Consider the following 14,425-nt stretch of genomic DNA (forward strand, 5'->3'; position numbering starts at 1 on the left):
CCCGGGGGCGTGGTCCGACTTCGTGCACCGACTGCGCCCACCAGAGGGTGCGCGCAGCTGTGGTGTTGCAGGTGTTCACTTGCAGCGACGTCTTGGGCGGACCCAAGCACGCATTGGCAGCGCAACGACAGCGGAGTGTACGAGCGGCCCCTGCCGTTTTCGAGCACCTGCCGGCAGCGCCGGACGGTGCCCGCTGCCGATCACGCGACTTAGCTGGCGGACTTCAGCGTGCCCTTGGGCAGCACGTGGCCAACGGCGCTGCGCTGCACGCGGATGCGCACGTTGTCGGCCACTTCCACGGTGATGAAGTTCTCGCCGATATCGGTGATCACGCCAGCCACGCCGCCGGAGGTGATGACCTCATCGCCACGCGACAGCTTGTCCAGCAACGCCTTGTGTTCCTTCTGGCGCTTCATCTGCGGGCGGATCATCAGGAAGTACATGACCGCGATCAGGATGATCGGCAACGCGAAGGTGGACAGGCTTCCCATCGGGCCGGGGGCCGGCGCGCCACCAGTGGCCTGCGCCTGGGCGACGGGGATCAGGAAATCGAGCAGATTCATTCTATGCATCCTAGGTTTAGTGCCAGCGCGCCCAGCGGCCCGCTCGCCATTCAGGTACCGCCGGAGCGGAACAGCCGGGAATTATGCCATGCAGGTCCCACGCCGTCCGCGCCAGGGCACGGACGGCAGGTCTCAGCTGGATTCCCCGGGCAGCGGCGGCGTGGTGGCGCCGCGTGCCGCATAGAAGGACCGCCGGAACTCCACAAAGGTTCCCGCCGCGATCGCCGCACGCATGTCGGCCATCAGTTTTTCGTAGTACCAGAGGTTGTGCAGGGTGCCCAGCATCGGCGCCAGCATCTCGTTGCAGCGGTCCAGATGCCGCAGGTACGCGCGCGTGTAGCCGCTGCTGCAGGCGTGGCAGCCGCAGCCCGGCTCGATGGTGTCCAGGTCGCGTTCGTACTTGGCGTTGCGGATGCGCACCGTGCCGAACGAGGTGAAATAGTGGCCGTTGCGGGCGTTACGGGTGGGCATCACGCAGTCGAACATGTCCACCCCGCGCGCCACGCCTTCGACCAGATCCTCCGGCCGGCCCACGCCCATCAGGTAGCGCGGCCGCTCGGCCGGCAGGCGCGGATGCAGGTGTTCGAGCATGGCATTGCGCTCGTGCTCGGGCTCGCCCACCGCCAGGCCGCCGATGGCATAGCCGTCGAAGCCAATGGCCTGCAGCCCGTCCAGCGAGCGGTTGCGCAGGTCCGGGTGCACCCCGCCCTGCACGATGCCGAACAGCGCCGCGTCGTTGCCCAGCCCGTCATGCGCCTGACGCGAGCGCTGCGCCCAGCGCAGGCTCAGCTCCATCGAACGCCGCGCGACGTCTTCGGTGGCCGGGTACGGCGTGCATTCGTCGAAGATCATCACGATGTCCGAATCGAGCACCTTCTGGATCTGCATGCTCTCTTCCGGCCCCAGGAACACCCGCGCGCCGTCGGTTGGCGAGGAGAACGTGACGCCTTGTTCGGTGATCTTGCGGCGATGCGCCAGCGAAAACACCTGAAAGCCGCCCGAGTCGGTGAGGATCGGCCCGTCCCAACGCGCAAACCCGTGCAGGCCACCGTGGTCGCCGATCACGTCCAGGCCGGGGCGCAGGTACAGATGGAAGGTGTTGCCCAGGATGATCTCCGCGCCCAGCGCGCGGATCTGCTCGGGCAGGATGCCCTTGACCGACCCATAGGTGCCCACCGGCATGAACGCCGGCGTCTCCACCGTGCCACGCGGAAAGGTCAGGCGGCCACGGCGCGCATGGCCGTCGGTGGTCTGGAGCTGGAACTGGAGTCGGGACATTGGAAGGCCGGGAATGGGGAATCGGGAGTTGGGAATCGGAGAAGCGGGTGGCGATGGCGGAACGTGTGGCGGCAAGCCCTACGATTCCCCATTCCCGATTCCCCATTCCCGGCTCCACAACAACATCGCATCGCCATAGGAGAAGAAGCGATAGCGCTGCGCGATGGCGTGTGCGTAGGCGGCGAAGATGCGGTCGCGGCCGGCGAAGGCCGAGACCATCATCAGCAGCGTGCTTTCGGGCAGGTGGAAATTGGTGACCATCGCATCGACGCTGCGGATGCGGTAGCCGGGCAGGATGAAGATCTGGGTTTCGCCGGCGAACGGCTGCAATTCGCCGTCCGGGGCGTCGTCGGTCTTGCGCCAGGCGCTTTCCAGCGAGCGCACCACGGTGGTGCCCACCGCGATGACGCGGCCACCGCGCGCACGGGTGCGGCGCACCTGCTCGACCAGCGCGGCGCCCACATTGAGCCACTCGGTGTGCATCACATGCTTGTCCAGCGCATCCACGCGCACCGGCTGGAAGGTGCCGGCGCCCACGTGCAAGGTCACATGGCCGAACTCCACCCCGCGCTCGCGCAGGCGCGCCAGCAGGGCTTCGTCGAAATGCAGGCCGGCGGTCGGCGCAGCGACCGCGCCCACTTCGCGCGCGAACACGGTCTGGTAGCGCTCGCGATCGTCCAGCCCCGGCTCGCGGCGGATGTACGGCGGCAGCGGCAGGCGCCCGGCGTCGAGCAGCCAGTGCTCCAGCGGCGCGGGGATGTCGAAACGCAGCAGGTAGAACTCGCCCTCGCGGCCCAGGACCTCGGCCTGGCCACCGGCGTCCAGCGCGATCACGCTGCCGGCCCTGGGCGACTTGCTGGCGCCGATCTGCGCCCGCGCCTGCTGCCCGCCGAGCAGCCGCTCAATCAGGATCTCCACCCGCCCGCCGCTCGCCTTCTGCCCGAACAACCGCGCCGGGATCACCCGGGTGTCGTTGAAGATCAGCAGGTCGCCCGGCTGCAGCAGCTCAGGCAGATCGCGCACCTGCCGGTCACTGAAGGCCGCCGGCGTCGGCGGCACCACCAGCAAACGGCTGGCCGCCCGCTCGGCCAACGGCGCCTGGGCGATCAGTTCGTCGGGTAGGTCGTAATGGAAATCGGACTTCTTCAAGGCGTGGCGGTACAGCGGTTTGGGGGCGCTAGTTTAGCGGGACATTCCGAACACATCCTTCTCCCACCGGGAGAAGGTGGCGCGCAGCGCCGGATGAGGGTGCGGGCGAAGCCTCATAGAGTTGAAAGACACATGGGCTTCGCCCCGTACCCTCACCCCAACCCCTCTCCCGGGGGGAGAGGGGCTTCGTTCGTTCGCGAATAATGGCTCTTACGATCCCCGATCTCCGACTCACGATTCCCCGCCCTCACCGCTCGAACTTCGTCGACAGGATGATCGAGCTGGTAGTGCGCTCCACGCCGTCGATGGCGCCGATGGCGTCGGTGAGCACGTCCATGGCGTCTACGCCGCCGACCACGCCCAGGGCGATCAGGTCGTAGGGGCCGCTGACCGAGTGCAGCGCGCGGACGTCGGCGATCTCGCGCAGGGCCTTGACCACCGCGGGCATCTTTTTCGGCAGCACGGTGATCAGGATGTGCGCGCGGATGCGGCCGTGTTCGTAGGCGTCGTGGGTGCGGACGGTGTAGCCGCTGATCACGCCTTCGCGCTCAAGTTTCTCCAGCCGGCTTTGCACCGTGGTGCGCGAGAGCCCGAGCCGGCGCGCGATCTGCGCGGTGGAGGCGCGCGCGTCCTCGCGCAGCAGGGACAACAACTGCTCGTCGGCGGGTGTGATCTTCATTTCGGCCATTCATTTCGTCGAATCGACGAACATACCTCAATTCCTGCCCGGATCGGCGCTGCCAAACGACGATCCACTGCCGTTAATGTGACGGGAACGCCACCGCTTCAGGAGATGCGCATGTCTGTCCTTGCCCCGCTCGCCCCGCTGCGTGCCCACGCCGGCCGCCGCCTGACCGCCGGCCTGGACGATGCCACCGTCGAACGCCTGGCTGCCGACCACCCCACCCTGCGCCAGGCCATCGAGGCCGCCGGCAGCGAATACGCCCTGGTGCAGGCGGAGGTTGCCGATCTGCTGGACCTGGACGAAGACGCGCAGATCAGCGCGGTGCAGGACGGCTTCATCAATTTCTACGCCGACGACGCGGTAACGCCGTACGTGGCGCTGGCCGCGCGCGGCCCGTGGGTGATCACGCTCAAGGGCGCGGTGCTGTACGACGCCGGCGGCTACGGCATGCTCGGTTTCGGCCACACGCCCGAGGCGGTGCTCGACGCCATGGCGCGCCCGCAGGTGATGGCCAACGTGATGACGCCCAGCCTGGCGCAGCGCAAGCTCGACCGCGCCCTGCGTGCGGAGATCGGCCACACCCGCGGCGGCTGCCCGTTCGCGCGCTTCATGTGCCTCAACTCCGGCTCCGAAGCGGTGGGCCTGGCCGCGCGCATCGTCGACACCAACGCCAAGCTGCACACCGACCCGGGTGCGCGCCACGCCGGCGCCACCATCAAGCGCCTGGTGGTCAAGGGCAGCTTCCACGGCCGCACCGATCGCCCGGGGCTGTATTCCGATTCCAGCCGCAAGACCTACAGCAAGTATCTGGCCAGCTACCGCGACGAAGACTCGGTGATTGCGATTGCGCCGTATGACATCGCCGCCCTGCAGCGTGCCTTCGATGAGGCTGCGCGCAACCACTGGTTCATCGAGGCGGTGTTCCTGGAGCCGGTGATGGGCGAAGGCGACCCGGGCCGTGCGCTGCCGGCGGAGTTCTACGCTGCCTCGCGCACGCTGACCCGCAACCACGGCAGCCTGCTGCTAGTGGATTCGATCCAGGCCGGCCTGCGTGCGCACGGCGTGCTGTCGGTGGTGGATTACCCCGGTTTCGAGCAGCTCGATCCGCCGGACCTGGAAACCTATTCCAAGGCGCTCAATGCCGCGCAATATCCGCTCTCGGTGCTCGCGGTGACCGAGCAGGCCGCGCAGGTGTACCGCAAGGGCACCTACGGCAACACCATGACTACTAACCCGCGTGCGCTGGATGTGGCCTGCGCCACGCTGGCGCTGTTCACCCCGCAGATCCGCGACAACATCCGCCTGCGCGGTGCACAGGCACTGCGCAAGCTCGAAGCGCTGCAGGCCGAGCTCGGCGGCCTGATCACCAAGGTGCAGGGCACCGGCCTGCTGTTCTCCTGCGAACTGGCACCGCAGTACAAGTGCTACGGCGCCGGCTCCACCGAGGAGTGGCTGCGCCACCACGGCGTCAACGTGATCCACGGCGGCGAGAATTCGCTGCGCTTCACCCCGCACTTCGGCATGGACGAAGCCGAACTCGACCTGCTGGTGGGCCTGATCGCTAAAGCGCTCAAGGAAGGCCCGCGGCAGGCGCAGGCCGAGGCGGCTTGAGGGCTGGCGAGCAGGTTGAGTGCTGGTGAGGTGACTTGCCGCCAGCACCGTGCAACTGGTGCTGGCGGCATGTGAAACGCGCCGAGCAGTGGATCTGGCACCGGGTGACGGCGATGCGTCGTAGCGCGTTCGTCGGCCGTGTCGCTGGTTATCTGCACCGCAACAACCACACGACAACACAGGTGCGGCGCCCCATGAGGTCGCCGCAACCGCATTCGCAAACGTAAAACGCCAGTAAGCCGCTTGGACTTCATCAGATAGGCACGGCACTCAACTTCCGGCGCAGGTAGTTGGTAACGGCGCGACGCGGCGACTTGCCGCGCCACGACGCCCAGCACAGATGCGAACCGACTGCCGTGGCGCCGCCGCGGTGGCCAAGCCCGAACCAGGTGCGGTCGGGATGAAACGCATCGCGCGCCGGGAACACGATGTCCGCGAACTGGGCACCATTGGCGTTATAGAACCGCGTCATTCCACGTGGGCCGGACATCATCGGGATCTGCCGATGGTCCTCCAGCAACTCCGGCGCGTGCGCGCTGAAGATGTGCTCGATGAACGCCCGCCAGAACGGATGGCCCGCCTCCGAGCCAAACACCGCGTTGCCGATCTTGAACGCCGCGTTGTCTGGCGCGCCCTCTTCCACGGGCAGCACGCAGGCCTGGGTCAAGACATCCGGGCCAAGCGTGCGCAGCAATTTGTAGTCGGTATCGAAGTAGAAACCGCCGTAGACATGCATGTAGGCACAGCGGGCGATGTCGGCCTTCATGACGCCGAAGCGGATGGCTTCAAAGCGATCGGCCAGTTCCGGGAACGCTCTGCGCATCAGCGCGGAATTGTCGGCGTCGTCCCAGACATTGCAGGTCCAGCCCGGCAGCAGGCGCTGCAATCGGGCCTGGATCCTGCGTTCTTCCCACAGCAACTGCTTGCTGGGCGCGGTCAGGTGGAACTGGTGCGGAATCATCGGCGGCCTCACGGCTGGGGGCGCCGCACCTCTCGGCAGTCCGCATGCTGGTGGCACGCGCGCGGGAGAGATTCGGCTCAGGCCTTGTCTAATCCCATTCGCGCCGTTGTCCGGCTGTCATCCCGTGATGTAGACCGTGAAGCTTTTATTAAGCGCGATGACCGATGCAGCGACAGCTTTCCGGCAAGCCCTGTGATCGATGCTCCGATGCAAGCGCCACATGCCGCTTTTATGCAACGGCAGCTGCTAGCGCATCACGCTGCGCACGATGTCAGCAACCGCGCGCAGACCACACGCCATCATTCCCAACAGCGATCCGCCCGCCCCTTGAGCGTGGCACTGCGCGGGCAATCGCGTGGCGCAATCCGGCCCGCTTCGTGCTCGATCAGCTGCTTGGACCCATCTGCGCGGCGTTGCAGCTCGAACGCATCGTAGAAGCGTCCGGTCGCCGTGCGCGACTCGTAGACGAGCTTCTGTTGATCGATGCGCAGCACCTGATACAGCTGGGTGTCTTCGCCCACCGGGCGCATGGTCTTGCGCGCCATGTCCGAGAGCCGGTACTGCTTGGGGCCGGCTACCGACACCACGAACACCGGCGTTGGCTGGCCGCCGTCATCGCCGCGACGGCCGTAGGTATGGTCGTGGCCCTGCAGCACCAGATCGACCTTATGGCGGCGGATCACCGGCAACACTTGCTCGACCAGCTTTTCGTTCTCGCGGTCGGCACGCGGCGAAAAGAACGGCTGATGGATCAGCACGATCGACCACGGATGCGGGTTGTCGGCGAGCACGCCGTCCAGCCACTGCGCCTGTGCCTGCCCGGTGCCCAGATCCAGCGCCGAGGTGCCGTCGAGCACTGCGATGCGCACGCCCTGGTAATCGAACCAGTAACTGGTGCGCGCGGTGGCCGCCGGGCCGTTGCGCGGCAGCGCGAAGGTCACCGGCCAATGGCCGCCGAGCACGCGCGTAGCCTGCGGGGTGTCTTCGGCGTCTTCGTGATATTCGTGATTGCCCGGTGCTGGCGCCACCGCGGTGCCTTCCAGCAACCAGCGGCCGGCTTCGAACCATTCGGCCCACTCGTTATCGTCCTGGCCGTCCTTGCCGCTGACCAGATCGCCGGCGAACAACGCCAGCCGCGCCTCCGGTGCGGAGCGCCAGGCCTGACGAATCACCCGCGACACCAGGCTGAGATTCTTGTTCTGCGTATCGCCGAAATACAGCAGCGTCAGCGGCGTGTCGGGCGTGGCCGCGGTGCGGAAGTGATTCCACGCGCCCCACGTGCCGTGGCCCTGCACGCGATAGGCGTAGAGCGTGTCCGGCGTGAGTCCGTCGATGTCGGCGCGGTGATGATGCGAGGCGCCGTTTTCCGAACTCAAGGTCGCGGTCGTGGCCTGGATGCGCCGCGGCGTGCCCACATCCGGCGAATCGCCGGCCACCACCAGTTCCAGCCAGGGCGCAGTGACGCTGGCATCGGTACGCCAGGCCACTGCGAAGCCTCGCGCGGCATCCTGCGCCGGGGTGGCGACGATCCGGTCCGGGAAACCATCGGCCACGTAGTGCGTCGAGCCCAGCGGCACCTGCGTGTTCGGCTCGGCCGCCTTGTCGGCAGCCACGGCGGGCACACCGGCGAGCGCCAGTAACGCCAGCACGGCGCGTAACGAATGCTGCTTCAACGACTGCTGCATCACTGTCACGGTGCGCAGTCCTTCAAGCGCAACGTGCGCGCGATGTCGCGCCAATCGAATGCGGCCACGGCCTGGTCGTCGTGCAGCGCGTAGAACACCCCACCCGGGAAGCGCGCATCGCCATGCTGGTCCAGCCACACGCCATCGGTATTGGCGGTCACCCGCCCGGCGAACGCGCCGACCGGCGCCAGGCTCTGCCGATCGAACACCTGGAACACGCTGCGGTCCTTGAACTGGTCGGTGGCGATCCAGTAGCCGCTGCCGTCGGCGCACTGCAGCAAGGTCATGCCTTCGGCCTGCGCCTTGAACAAGCCCGTGCCCACATTACGGCCGCGATAGCGGCCATCCATGCCGTACTCACGCAACTGCGTGCCTACCGCGACATCTTCCTCGGCAATCATCAGGCGCGCGTTGGCCTCGTCGCCAAAGACCGATTCGGCAATGCGCACCGCACCGGCCTCTGTGGTATCGCCAAAGCTCTGCGTCAGCGTGGCGTTCCAGCCCTGCCCTGCGGTCTGCAGCTGATAGCGGCGGAACCGCTGGCCAAGCTCGGCCAACGGCGGCGGTGTGTCCTTGTTGGCCGGCGACATGTAGTTGTCGCTGACCACCACCTCGTAGCCGCCGTCGTGCTTGCGCACCCACAGCCCGTACGGTTCGCGCAGTTCGTCCTGGCCGAAGGCGGCCAACGGCTTGAAGTCCGGCAGTGAGAACACCTGCACGCGGCGATTGTCGCGCTCCACCACGAACACCAGATCATCGACCACCGAGATCCCGTTAGGACGATCCAGCTTGCCCAGCGCCTTGCCCTTGCCGCCCACCACGCGCAACCGCTTGCCGCTGTCGCCATCGAACACCACCAGCGCATGCGTGGCCTTGGCGGTGGCGATCAGCCAGCGGCTACCATCCGGCGCAATCCAGCTGGCCGGCGAATCCAGGTTGTCGGCAGGCGTCAACGCCGTAATGAAGGCCTCCGGCACCACCTGATGCGCGACCTTGGACTCGCTGAGCAAAGGGTCTTGCAGCAGCGCCTCGTCGGCTTCGCGGTCGGCCGGCGCGCTGGCGCAACCGGCCAATGCCACCGCAGCGGCGAGCACTGTGGTCTGCAGGATGTGGCGCGCGGCCATCACAGCGCCACCTTCAGGCCGAGCGCATAGGTGCGGCCGTACTCTTCGTTCTGCAGCGTGCGCGAAGGCACGCCCTGGTACAGCTCCAACGGCTCGTCGAGCAGGTTCTGCGCTTCCAGATACAGGCTGACGTGGCTGTTGAACTGATAGCTCATGCTGACATCCAGTTGGGTGTGTGGCGCGACATAGATATCGTACGCGCGGCTCTGGCCGATGGTGTCCAGGTATTCGCTGCGATACACAGCCGCCACGCGCGCACTGAAGCCATACTTTTCATAGCCCAGATGGCCGCTGTAGATGCGCTTGGACGAGCGCGGCAGCATGAAGTCGTCGCCGGCGCGGTTGCTCAGACCCGGGTCGAAGTCGCTGTCCAGGGCGGTGGCGCTGGCGCCGACCAACAAGCCGTTCCAGCCTTCGGGCAGGAAGTCCAGCGTCTGCTGCCAGTTGAACTCGGCGCCGCGCACCTTGGCGGTGTCGCCATTGATCGAGCGCGTCACCTGCAGGCCCGGGAATTCGGCGTCGGTGGTGCTGAGGGTCTGCACGATGTAATCGTCGATCGACTTGTTGAACACGCCCAGCGACACCAGGCCGGTGCTGCCAATGTATTTTTCGAACGACAGATCCAGGTTGGTGGAGCGATACGGGTTGAGGTCCGGGTTGCCGATGCTCACTTCTTCATCGCCACGGTTGATGCTCACGCGCGGCGACACATCGCCGAACGACGGGCGCGACAAGGTCTTGTTGGCTGCAAAGCGCATCACCCAGTCGTTGCCACTGTCGTAACGCAGGTGCAGGCCCGGCAACACATTGGTGTAGCTGCTAGAAGCCTCGCGCGGCGTGACCGTGGCGGTGCGGCCGTTTTCGGCCACGTCCACCTGGTTGCCGGTGGCGTTGAACTGGGTGTTTTCCACGCGGACGCCGGCAATCATGCGCAGCGCACCGATGTCCCAGGTGCCCATGGCATAGGTGGCGAAGACGTCTTCGGTGGCGGTGTAGTCGTCCTGCAGCGAGACCTGCTGGTTGCCGCCCACGTCCTGCGGACGTGCGCTGTACAACCCACCCGACGCGCGCCAGTAGCGACGCATGCCGTCCGAGCCGATACTTTCGCCCAGCGTGCCGCCGCGGTGCTCCGGTGCGGCGGTGGTCCAGCTGCTCAGATCGATCGCCGGGCCACGCCGCAGCTCCTGTTCGTTGACGTCCACATCGCGCTCGCGCCAGCGACCGAGCACACCCATCTTCAGGCTGGAATGTTCGCCGTCGAAGCGCACATTGACCTGCGCGCTGCGCTCGCTGTCGTCCACCGTCTTGGGCGACACGACGAAGCGGTCGAACACGAAGTCCTGGTTGCTCTGCCATCCGTTGTCAGAGAACCCCAGCCGCGGGATGCCGCTGCGCTGGTCCACGGTGGCCGACAGATCGTCGCCGTCGTAGTCGAAGCGCGCTTCCATTTCGTCGTTTACGCGTTCGGTGGTCTTGGTGTAGCCCACCTTGTAGTCCACCGTTGCAGCGCTCAGGCGGTTTTCACCACCGAAGCTGATCGCCGTGTTGTCTTCCTTCTTGGTGCGGTAGCGCACCCGCTTGGAGATGCTGTCCGCTGGCAGGTCGGCCACGTCGTAAGTGCCATCGCCGTTGGCGCTGACCTCCCCATCGGCCAGCCCGAAGATGGTGCGCTGGCGTGTTTCGGCATCGTCGAAACGGCTGTACAGCGAGCGCAGGTAGTAGCGGTTGTCGGCGTCCGGGCGCCAGTCCAGATTGAGGTTGGCACCCATGCGGGTGCGCTCGATGAAGTACTTGCGACGCTGCACTTCGCCGGCGAACAGGTCATCGGCAGCGCCACCGTCGAAGCTGTCGTACGCCACTTCGGTGTTGTCGGATTCGAACTCACGGTCCTGATAGTTCACACCCACCGCCACACCGAAAGTGCCGTTGTAGATGTCGCTGTAATTGAACGCGCCCTTGGGGCTGGTCTTGCCCGACAGCGACTGGTGGCTGCCTTCGATCGACCCGCGCAGGGTGCGCCCGTCGCGATCGAACGCCGAGGTGGATTCCACCTGGATGGCGCCGCCGATCGAATCGCCCGGCATGTCCGGCGTGGGCGACTTCACGACCTTCAAGCGCTCGGTGGAATCGGACGGAATCACGTCCAGCGGCGCCGAGCGCGTGCCGTCTTCCGGCGTCCCCATGCTCATGCCGTCGATGGTCACGCTGTTGAGCGACGAATCCAGGCCGCGGATCACCACAAAGCGCCCCTCGCCCTGGTCGCGGGTGACGCTGACGCCGGGCAGGCGCTGCAAGGATTCTGCAACATTCTTGTCGGGGTAACGGCCCATCGCATCGGAGGCCACCGCATCCTGGATCGCATCGGAAGCGCGCTTGAGATCGACTGCGCGCTCCTGCGCTTCCAGCTGCGGGCGTACTTCCAGTCGTTCCAGGTCGATCGCCGCCGCGCCGCTGGCTGCACCGGTCGCGACCGCCTCTTCTGCCGCCTGTGCCAGCGGGCTCCACGCGACCGAGGCCAACGTCAGCGTGATCGCCATGCAGAGCGGAGTCTTGTTCAACACGAGTGCTTCCCCAATCGGTTAAGAATGGGTGTGCACACTATGTCTGCGACGTTTCACCGACATGACATATGCAAGCACCATCACAGACCCTGTGTGGCGACGCTGCGGCCGGCTGCGGCACACTGTGGGCCTCTCCCGCACGCTGCCGCCCATGAAAATCGTCGAAGTCCGTCACCCCCTGGTCCAGCACAAGATCGGCCTGCTGCGTGATGCAGCGTTGAGCACCAAGGGCTTCCGCGAACTGGTGACCGAGCTGGGCACCCTGCTGGCCTACGAGGCCACGGCCAATCTGGACACCGAATCTCATGTGCAGCCGGGCTGGGCCGGGCCGGTGGAAGTGCAACGCATCGCCGGCGCCAAGATCACCCTGGTACCAATCCTGCGCGCCGGCTTGGGGATGTTGCCGGGCGTGCTCGCACTGATTCCCGCTGCGCGCGTCAGCGTGGTCGGCCTGCAGCGCGATGAAGAAACCCTGCAACCGGTGCCGTATTTCGAGCGCCTCACCGGCCGCCTGGAAGAACGCGATGCGCTGATCCTGGACCCGATGCTGGCCACCGGCGGCACGCTGATCGCCACCATCGACATGCTCAAGCGCGCTGGCGCACGGCGCATCAAGGGCATCTTCCTGGTCGCCGCGCCCGAAGGGCTGAAAGCGCTGGAAGCGGTGCACCCGGACGTGGAGGTCTATACCGCCGCCATCGACGACCACCTCAACGAAAAAGGCTACATCCTGCCCGGCCTGGGCGACGCCGGCGACCGGATTTTTGGTACGCGGGTGGAGTGAGCTTAAGCCCCTCTCCCCCCGGGGCGAGAAGCCACCGCTTGCGCGCCATTGGCGCGCGTGCCTTGGCGCGGGCCGGGGCTCGCAGCGGGTTGGGGTGAGGGTACGGCAAGCGATGCTGGCGGCGATTCACTTCTGCCGACGCGTAGCGACGCGTTTGTCATGTCAGGCACGGCATTTCGCTGAGGCGCCCCTCATCCGGCGCTATGCGCCACCTTCTCCCGACGGGAGAAGGAAAAACCGCGTCGACGCGCTGAAGCCTGCCTCAGCGCGTCGACGCCTCGATCGCCGCACTTACATACACCAGCGGCGCATTCCAGTTGATCGCCACCTCGTTCGTTGCGTAGCTGCAGGTGTTGTCCAGATACGACAGCGCGGCCAGCTTGGACGGATATGCCACCTTGCAGTCCTTCGCATCCTGTTGGCCCGGCTGCGGGCCACCGGCCAGCCAGCCCGGCACGGGCGCATCGATGCCGTCTGCTTCGGATGGGCGATGGTGGATATGCATTGGGGTGCGCTGCCCGACCCCGGTGACGAACGATAGCCCCAGCGGATTGCGCCCCAGGATGTAGTCCAGCTGCGATTGCGCCGCATCCAGATAACGACGCTGCTGCGTCACCCGGTAGCCCTGCAGCAGCAGCATGGCCTGATTGAGTACCACCGCGTTGCTGCCCCAGACAAAGTCATTATCGGCCATGGCCAAACGCCACGGCGATGCCTGCCACTGGTCGCCCAGGCGCTGCGCCAGCCCGCTGATTTCGCCTTCGATACGTGCGCGGTCGGCATGCGGCGTGAGCTGCTCACGGTGGGCGGCCAACGACATCCAGGCCAATCCACCCACATTGCTCCACCCCGGCACGCTGGCAGGCACGTTGCGCGCCAGCATGGCGTCGTAGAACGCGTCCTCGCGCGTGCTCACATAGAGCTCCGCTGCTGCCCAGGCGAATTCGTCGTCTACGGTGGCGTCGTCGTAGCCGCCGGTACGCACGTCGTCAGGCTGGCGATAGATCACGTTCGGGTGTTGTTGCGCCCACGCCCAGGCACTGCGTGAGGCCTTCAACATGCGCGCCGACGCGCCTGGATACTGCTTGTCGAACGGCGCATACACGCGGCTGGCCGCCGCCATCACCGCGGCGAAATCCAGCGTGGCGGCGGTGGCCTTCATCACCACATAGCGCTGCTGCTTGGCCTGGTCCGGCATCACCAGCCCATCGAACTGTTTGTCGGTGAGCTTGTGGTACACCCCGCCATCGGCCGGGTCCTGCATGGCCAGCATCCATTCCAGATTCCACCAGGTTTCCTGCAGGATGCCCGGCACGCCAGGCGCATCGTTGGGAATGGTGAGTGCCTGCGCCTTGAACAGCGCCGGGTAGTGCTCATACGCGGCCAGCAAGGTGTAGGTGCTGATGCCGGAATTGACGATGTACTTGTTGTAATCGCCCGCGTCGTACCACCCCTTGGGCGCGCTGATCACGCTGTTGGCCGGGCGCGCGGCAGACGCCGCCGACGGATGGATGCGCACATCGGTGTCCGGATGCCCGGCCGCGCGCGCGTAGCGCCCGGCAAATTGTGCCGGCAACTCGGTACTGGCACGGTTGTAGTAGAACGCCTTCAGCGAAGCATCCACGACCGGCTGGTAGGCACTCGCTGCAATCGGAAATGCATCCGACGCCGGCATGCCGGCGATCTTCAACCGATACGTACCCGGCGTGCGCAGCGCGGAAAAGTCGGCCACCCGTGCCTGCTGCCCCGCCGGTGCCCAACTGGCCGCCGGCGACAAGTTGCCCTCCAGCACGCGAGCGCCCTTGGCATCCTCCACCGTGAAGCGGTCTGGACCGGCCGCAGCGGACGCCGGCAAGCCGACCACCGCCAGCTTGGCCGAGCCCGGCAGATAGCCGAGTTGGTTGACGTGGATGGTGGCGCCAGCGGCCGGCGTGGTGCCGACAGTGCCGGTCGTGTCCGCCGCACAGGCGGCGATGGGCGATGCGATCACCATGGCGGTGAGCAGGGTCTGGAAAATGGTCATG

The 14,425-nt window shown here is 66.4% G+C and carries 11 protein-coding genes; 2 read left to right on the forward strand and 9 right to left on the reverse strand.

The genetic code is table 11. The features are described from left to right. Positions 1-209: 209 nt before the first annotated feature. From yajC to QRM60_RS06630, 4 genes are all read right to left on the reverse strand, one after another. The gene (yajC, locus tag QRM60_RS06615) at positions 210-563 is read right to left on the reverse strand and encodes a preprotein translocase subunit YajC (RefSeq protein WP_011037519.1); all 354 of its coding nucleotides are present in this window, start codon (positions 561-563) and stop codon (positions 210-212) included. 132 nt (positions 564-695) lie between these two features. After that, the gene (gene tgt, locus QRM60_RS06620) at positions 696-1,841 is read right to left on the reverse strand and encodes a tRNA guanosine(34) transglycosylase Tgt (RefSeq protein WP_285445834.1); all 1,146 of its coding nucleotides are present in this window, start codon (positions 1,839-1,841) and stop codon (positions 696-698) included. A 78-nt stretch (positions 1,842-1,919) separates the two neighbouring features. Beyond that, positions 1,920-2,990: a tRNA preQ1(34) S-adenosylmethionine ribosyltransferase-isomerase QueA gene (queA, locus tag QRM60_RS06625; protein WP_285445835.1), complete on the reverse strand. Its 1,071-nt coding sequence runs from the start codon at positions 2,988-2,990 to the stop codon at positions 1,920-1,922. A 247-nt stretch (positions 2,991-3,237) separates the two neighbouring features. Next, complete coding sequence (locus tag QRM60_RS06630) at positions 3,238-3,669, reverse strand: Lrp/AsnC family transcriptional regulator (RefSeq protein WP_012438075.1); 432 nt, start codon at positions 3,667-3,669, stop codon at positions 3,238-3,240. 120 nt (positions 3,670-3,789) lie between these two features. Between QRM60_RS06630 and QRM60_RS06635 the strand changes: the two genes are divergently transcribed. Beyond that, positions 3,790-5,286, forward strand: coding sequence for an aminotransferase class III-fold pyridoxal phosphate-dependent enzyme (locus QRM60_RS06635; RefSeq protein ID WP_285445836.1), 1,497 nt, complete (start codon positions 3,790-3,792; stop codon positions 5,284-5,286). A gap of 253 nt (positions 5,287-5,539) precedes the next feature. On the opposite strand, the gene QRM60_RS06640 is transcribed toward QRM60_RS06635, so the two are convergent. The 4 genes from QRM60_RS06640 to QRM60_RS06655 all read right to left on the reverse strand — a co-directional run bounded on the left by QRM60_RS06640 (position 5,540) and on the right by QRM60_RS06655 (position 11,617). After that, on the reverse strand, positions 5,540-6,247 hold the full coding sequence (locus tag QRM60_RS06640; RefSeq protein ID WP_285445837.1) for a glycosyltransferase: 708 nt from the start codon (positions 6,245-6,247) through the stop codon (positions 5,540-5,542). A gap of 299 nt (positions 6,248-6,546) precedes the next feature. Beyond that, positions 6,547-7,932, reverse strand: coding sequence for a metallophosphoesterase family protein (locus QRM60_RS06645; RefSeq protein ID WP_115556266.1), 1,386 nt, complete (start codon positions 7,930-7,932; stop codon positions 6,547-6,549). A gap of 5 nt (positions 7,933-7,937) precedes the next feature. Beyond that, complete coding sequence (locus QRM60_RS06650) at positions 7,938-9,059, reverse strand: phytase (RefSeq protein ID WP_225042524.1); 1,122 nt, start codon at positions 9,057-9,059, stop codon at positions 7,938-7,940. Next, positions 9,056-11,617 carry a TonB-dependent receptor gene (locus QRM60_RS06655; protein ID WP_285445838.1) on the reverse strand — a complete coding sequence of 854 codons (2,562 nt, stop codon included), beginning with the start codon at positions 11,615-11,617 and terminating at the stop codon, positions 9,056-9,058. The genes QRM60_RS06650 and QRM60_RS06655 overlap by 4 nt, the downstream gene beginning before the upstream one ends. A gap of 151 nt (positions 11,618-11,768) precedes the next feature. On the opposite strand from QRM60_RS06655, the gene upp reads away from it, so the two are divergent. Then, positions 11,769-12,401 carry a uracil phosphoribosyltransferase gene (upp, locus tag QRM60_RS06660; protein WP_011037528.1) on the forward strand — a complete coding sequence of 211 codons (633 nt, stop codon included), beginning with the start codon at positions 11,769-11,771 and terminating at the stop codon, positions 12,399-12,401. A gap of 262 nt (positions 12,402-12,663) precedes the next feature. Here the strand turns inward: upp and QRM60_RS06665 are convergent, their stop codons facing one another. Beyond that, positions 12,664-14,424 (reverse strand): glycoside hydrolase family 9 protein, encoded by a 1,761-nt coding sequence (locus QRM60_RS06665; RefSeq protein WP_285445839.1) that lies wholly within the window; start codon positions 14,422-14,424, stop codon positions 12,664-12,666. Between the last annotated feature and the right edge of the window lies 1 nt (position 14,425).

Source organism: Xanthomonas sp. fls2-241-TYG-148 (assembly GCF_030208815.1).
GTDB classification, from domain to species: Bacteria; Pseudomonadota; Gammaproteobacteria; order Xanthomonadales; family Xanthomonadaceae; genus Xanthomonas; species Xanthomonas campestris.

Bases quoted from the DNA above. Each gene is read 5' to 3' on its own strand.
- yajC (WP_011037519.1), bottom strand. From the start codon at position 563: ATGAATCTGCTCGATTTCCTGATCCCCGTCGCCCAGGCGCAGGCCACT.
- tgt (WP_285445834.1), bottom strand. From the start codon at position 1,841: ATGTCCCGACTCCAGTTCCAGCTCCAGACCACCGACGGCCATGCGCGC.
- QRM60_RS06630 (WP_012438075.1), bottom strand. From the start codon at position 3,669: ATGAAGATCACACCCGCCGACGAGCAGTTGTTGTCCCTGCTGCGCGAG.
- QRM60_RS06635 (WP_285445836.1), top strand. From the start codon at position 3,790: ATGTCTGTCCTTGCCCCGCTCGCCCCGCTGCGTGCCCACGCCGGCCGC.
- QRM60_RS06640 (WP_285445837.1), bottom strand. From the start codon at position 6,247: ATGATTCCGCACCAGTTCCACCTGACCGCGCCCAGCAAGCAGTTGCTG.
- QRM60_RS06645 (WP_115556266.1), bottom strand. From the start codon at position 7,932: ATGCAGCAGTCGTTGAAGCAGCATTCGTTACGCGCCGTGCTGGCGTTA.
- upp (WP_011037528.1), top strand. From the start codon at position 11,769: ATGAAAATCGTCGAAGTCCGTCACCCCCTGGTCCAGCACAAGATCGGC.
- QRM60_RS06665 (WP_285445839.1), bottom strand. From the start codon at position 14,424: ATGACCATTTTCCAGACCCTGCTCACCGCCATGGTGATCGCATCGCCC.